Below are 3,479 nucleotides of genomic sequence, written 5' to 3'. Positions count from 1 at the left end.
AATAATATGGTCGCCTTACTCTTACTAGAGTTGAAATTATTTTCTGTGAAAAGAGCAAGATAAAAAACGAAAAAAATTATAGAATAAAATATTGATAACAATACAATTCCTATATCAAAAAAAAATCTTACCCATAACCTCTTCTCCTTAGAAAAAAGTATACGTTCAAATTTTGTAGAAGTTAGGGTAGTTATCGGATTTAATCTCCAAATCAGAGGAATAATAATACCGAGTAACGAAATCATCCCTCCCCAACCCAAAGTCTTTACTACAGGCAAATCAATTATTGCTTCAAACAACTATCCCCACTCCATCCAATATATAATTCAATTTTCCCAAACGTTCCATTCACTCTGCAGAACCCTTATAAATTCTTTCACAACTGAATCTTCGCATAAATCCCCTGCTCCTCTAACATATGCAAAAGCACCCGGCCATCAATTAACTCAATAGGCTTATCCTTGGCAAAGCTTCTGGCATCGGGACCATACGTTGATGTGGTAACCAAAATCCCCTTCGACGCATTCTCGTTCATCATAGTACCGTATAAATCACGGACTGCAGCTACCTCTACAGTATTTTTATATCTTTTTGCCTGAATCACATATTTCCCACCAAATACAGGGCGCGGGTCAAAAGCAATGACATCGACTCCACCGTCCCGGCTAGAGCGTGTCAGTTTGGATTCAAGACCTATCTTCGAAAACAAGTTACATACCAGGTGTTCAAAATCAAAAGGGTCCATCTCCAAAAGGTTGGTTCGTGTATCAAGAGTGGATATCATGTCTCTTTCATTTACAAAACGTTTATCGTACATGACAAAATCAACAATAGGTTTGACAGGAGTGAGTTCAGTTACTGAAGGGGAGAGCTGGGCTTTGAGACCTTTTACACAAGCAAGAATGTCCACTCTAGCGAGATCGAACTTCATGAATTCTTCTTTCCGGGTCTGAATAGTTACTATGCACGGCCGGATGTCGAGCCCTGTACTTAAGTCCACTGTGGATACCACTCCATTAAACACGACAGAATCCAAATGTCCCCCTTGGTCAGCTTCAAAAAGCTCATGAAGCGTACGGAGTGCTATAGAAGCTACAAGTATAGAGTAAATCTCATTTAATTCCTTGGGTTTAAAAGGGACACCTTTGATCTCATTCCGGCTCTGTGTGTACTTAAATTCCTTATTTTGTGGTACTGCCGTCACATCCGGTAATTCATACTCAACTAATAATTCTTTGCTCTCTTCCAAATAAAAAAGATTAAAGGTTTGGGGAAAGATATCACTGTAGTTAGAACGTTCCAGAACCAGATTGTTGTATGCTTCTATTGCCTCTTTGTCTTTACTGAAATAGCTATTCTTAAAATCATCAATTGAGCTATTATGAGAAGCTATTTCCTCTAGATATAAGCGCTTTGTTTCGTCATATTCTGCTCTTGCAGAGCTGAGGAATATTTCATTTTCCTTAATCAGTTCGTTAATTTTAGTTTCAGCAGACTCATAATTATGAAGGGCATAGTTATATGAATTTTCAGCTGCTTCAATAGATCTTAGCCGTGCTTTTTTTCCAAGACCAATAACCTTCTCCATAAAAGAAGAGTCCATAGCAACTCCTGCAAAGAACCTTTCTCTTACTGGTAACGGATTAGTCGGAAGTGGCTTAACGTAGGGGGCAACGAACTCAGGATACCCATCCTTCTTATAAAGTGATTCGAATGAAATCTTGTCATCTACACCGAGCGTTTCACTTATAATTGACTTAAATTCATTCAGCCGATAAAGAATTTCTTCATTATAATCATTCGCTTCCTCTTTACGTCCTTCTATGTATAGCGCCTTTTGTTCTTTTACATATGCGTTTTGCTCACGGATAGATTGTTTAATTGCACGCTCATTCTCACGTTCATATTGCCGCTGTAGCCTTAGATACCTTTCCTGCTCACGAATAGCGGCATTTCTTGATCTTTCAGCTGCACGCTGCGCTTTTGCAGTTTCTTTAATCATTTTATTAACTGCACTTCCAAAACTACGAGCCACCTTTACCCCTCCAGATTGCGTAATAACAGGATTATTTGTTTATCCAAATTATAACATCAGATTTCAAATGTTTTACATGGAAATCCTACTTTTTACATAATTCTTTTGAACTATACGTCTAAATTCTAGAGTAAAGGGCTGAATAGATTCAGCCCCTCCTCATCAAACCGTACGTGAGGTTTTCCCTCATACGGCTTTCCGATGTTCGTCATTCATGTGCATGCAGATTACAATAGCGTTTTTAGACCATGTTGCTTAGCAATATACTTAACCTCAGTTAGTGAACCCATCCATCTTCTACGTTGTCTCTTCTTCGCGTACCACCGTGTTAACCGTTGCAAAATATACCAATCCAGTTTTGCCAACTTCTTTTGGCTGTAGTTCGTATAGTAATAATTTCTCCACCCTTGAATCTTTGGATTGAGCCATTTTACCTGTTCCATGAACGATCGATCTTGAACGCATGCTTGGGGGTGCTAATCTGTCTTTGACGACCTCCCGGATTCGTTCTTCTGCCTTTCTCGTTAGCCACTGCTGCGTGGTGTAGTACACCTTGCCTTGGGATGTTTCTGCTTTGGTTTTCCGGTGATGCATCCCTAGGAAGTCGAATCCTTCGTCTCCTGTCCACAACCCTACAATGCGGGTTTTGGTCGGATGTAGGACCAACTCTAGACGCTCCATAATTTTTCGTATGAGTTCATACGCATGTTCGGCATCCTTCTTAGTTTTACAGACCACCACAAAGTCGTCTGCGTATCTCGTAAGTTCACCTATTCCTTCCCCGTGTTTCTCCCATAGTCGGTCGAAATAGTTCAGATAGATATTCGCAAGGAGTGGTGAAATGACACCCCCTTGCGGAGTTCCCAAATCGGAGCGTCTTACACTTCCCTCTTCCATGACTCCCGCTTGTAGCCACTTCCGCATTAATTTCAATATCCGCCTGTCATTGATGCGCATTTGCACCAATTTCATTAGCTTCTCTTGATTAATGTTGTCGAAGTAGCCTTGGATATCGACGTCGACTACCCAATTTCCTTTACGGTTACAGGCTTTACGGATACGATCTAATGCTTGTTTAGCACTCCGGTTGGGTCGAAATCCGAAGGATACTTCCTCAAAATCCGCTTCAAAGATAGGTTCAATCACTAGTTTGGTTGCCATTTGTATAACTCGATCGCGTACGGTGGGTATGCCGAGTGGCCTTTGCTTACCATCTTTCTTCGGGATATAATGTCGCCGTACGGGTTGCGGGTGGTAGTTGCCTTCTTTAAGTTCTTGCTCACATGCCTTGAGAAACGATATTTCTCCTTGTTCCTCAATGTCTGCTAGCGTCACGGCATCTACTCCTGCGGCTCCCTTATTGGCTTTCACTCGTCTCCACGCTTCCCACAGAATGTCCCACCTATAGATCTTGTCATATAACGCATGGAATTTACGCTTTTTG

General features: G+C 41.0%; 3 protein-coding genes and 1 pseudogene. All 4 read right to left on the bottom strand.

Annotation, left to right across the window (positions count from 1 at the left end):
* Nucleotides 1-299: hypothetical protein (locus AQR02_RS32990; RefSeq protein WP_425339956.1), on the bottom strand; the 299-nt coding region annotated here is incomplete at its 3' end.
* 77 nt (nt 300-376) lie between these two features.
* Nucleotides 377-2,035: a restriction endonuclease gene (locus AQR02_RS03660; RefSeq protein ID WP_082451618.1), complete on the bottom strand. Its 1,659-nt coding sequence runs from the start codon at nt 2,033-2,035 to the stop codon at nt 377-379.
* A gap of 227 nt (nt 2,036-2,262) precedes the next feature.
* Nucleotides 2,263-2,478 (bottom strand): group II intron maturase-specific domain-containing protein, encoded by a 216-nt coding sequence (locus AQR02_RS33485; RefSeq protein WP_245237079.1) that lies wholly within the window; start codon nt 2,476-2,478, stop codon nt 2,263-2,265.
* Nucleotides 2,479-2,572: 94 nt separating this feature from the next.
* Nucleotides 2,573-3,406 (bottom strand): annotated as a pseudogene (gene ltrA, locus AQR02_RS03655) (group II intron reverse transcriptase/maturase); the annotation flags it as partial.
* Nucleotides 3,407-3,479 lie beyond the last annotated feature (73 nt).

This window comes from Paenibacillus ihuae, assembly GCF_001368795.1.
Taxonomy (GTDB): Bacteria; Bacillota; Bacilli; order Paenibacillales; family Paenibacillaceae; genus Paenibacillus_AQ; species Paenibacillus_AQ ihuae.
The sequence above is the reverse complement of the archived record's forward strand: the minus strand, read 5'-3'. Positions and strand labels throughout refer to the sequence as shown.